This window comes from Mameliella sp. AT18, assembly GCF_028807275.1.
GTDB lineage: Bacteria > Pseudomonadota > Alphaproteobacteria > Rhodobacterales > Rhodobacteraceae > Antarctobacter > Antarctobacter albus.
In genome coordinates, this window is record NZ_JARAMO010000108.1 from 1 (window position 1) to 1,495 (window position 1,495).

The following is a 1,495-nucleotide window of genomic DNA, read 5'->3' on the forward strand; positions in this document are numbered from 1 at the left end:
TCCAGGATCTGGTCGCGGTTGGCGCCGACCACGGTCTCGGCAGCGCTGCGGAAGACAAAGATGTCCGCATCCTGCCCGCCGGTCAGCAGGTCCCTTCCCAGGCCGCCGGCCAGGGCGTCTTCGCCCGCCCGACCGCGCAGGATGTCGTTGTCCGCACCGCCTTCGAGCACGTCGTTGTCCGCGCCGCCATCCATCGTATCGTTGCCGGGGCCGCCTTCGAGCAGGTCCTCGCCCTGCTGTCCGACGAGAAGGTCGTTGCCGAAGCCACCGTTCAACGTGTCGTTGCCCGCGTTGCCGTTCAGCGTGTCGTTGTTATTGCCACCGTCCAGCAGATCGTTGCCATTGCCGCCCAGCAGCGTGTCGAACCCGGCACCGCCCTCCAGCGTGTCTTCTCCGTCCCGGCCCACCAGCAGGTCCTGGTCGTTGCCGCCGGCCAGGCTATCATCGCCGCTGCCGCCGGAAATCGTGTCGTTGCCGTTCGAGCCTTGGATACCGCCGGAAACGATGCCTGCGTTCAGGGCTTCGTAGCGGTCGTTGCCGTTCAACAGGTTGAGGTTCCCGGTGATCACGCCGGAGTTGACGACGGTGTCTCCAACGCTGCTGGTCAGGACCGTCGTGGGGTCATTCTCATCGGCGATGATGCCGTGATTGACCAGTGTCGCGCCGGATGTCGCATCCATGTCGATGAAACTGGAATGAAGCGTGCCGGTGTTCATGAGCCGAGCCAGGAATCCCCCGGCCATGTCCAATGTGCCGCCGGCGAGGAATCCGGCATTGTTCAGGTAAAAGCTGTTCAGGTTCGCGCGCAGAGTGGTGAGGATCTGGGAATCCGTGAACGCCTCGCCGTGGTTGGTAAAGACGATGGTGACCGGCCCGGTCGCCTCGTAGGTGGCCAGCAGGGAACCCTGAGCGGTGATGGTGCCGAAGTTCGTCAGTCTGTGAATTCCTCCGGCCCCGCCAAGGTTGAAAGCCTCGCCGGTGTTGCCGTCGGAAATGATGGCCGAGACAGTGCCGTTGTTGACGATCCGTGAATGGTCCGAATTCACGTTGAAGACAAGATAGCCGTAGAGATCGCCATCGTTCACAACGCCGGTTGTGCTGGTGCCGCTCGACAGCGTGACAATCGTTCCGGCCGAATAAAGGTCGACGAAATCGCGAATGGCCAGGGTGTCGCCGTTGTTGACGGTCACGCCGCTGTTCTGGCTTACGTTCTGAAACACTAGTGTCATGATCGGTTCCCTTGAAAAATGCCGGGACTAACGCCCTTCGAGCGCCCGGCCTTGTGGCAGGACCCCTTAAAAAAATGCGCCAGCAGAGCGCGCGAAAGGGCAGGGGGGCACTGGTGAATGCGTGCCATCATAGGGCAACGGGCACGAATCCCCAACGTCCGGAACCGAACAGGCCCCCGCAGGGGCCTGTCTTACGTCACCCGGCAGTGGGGAGGGGATCAAAGCACGAAGTCGTCCGCCGTCAGTCCGGTGACATTGGCCACGCG

General features: G+C 62.5%; 1 protein-coding gene. It reads right to left on the reverse strand.

The features are described from left to right. The coding region (locus tag PVW46_RS13350) for a calcium-binding protein (RefSeq protein ID WP_274576160.1) at positions 1 to 1,229 on the reverse strand (1,229 nt) is incomplete at its 3' end. Positions 1,230 to 1,495 lie beyond the last annotated feature (266 nt).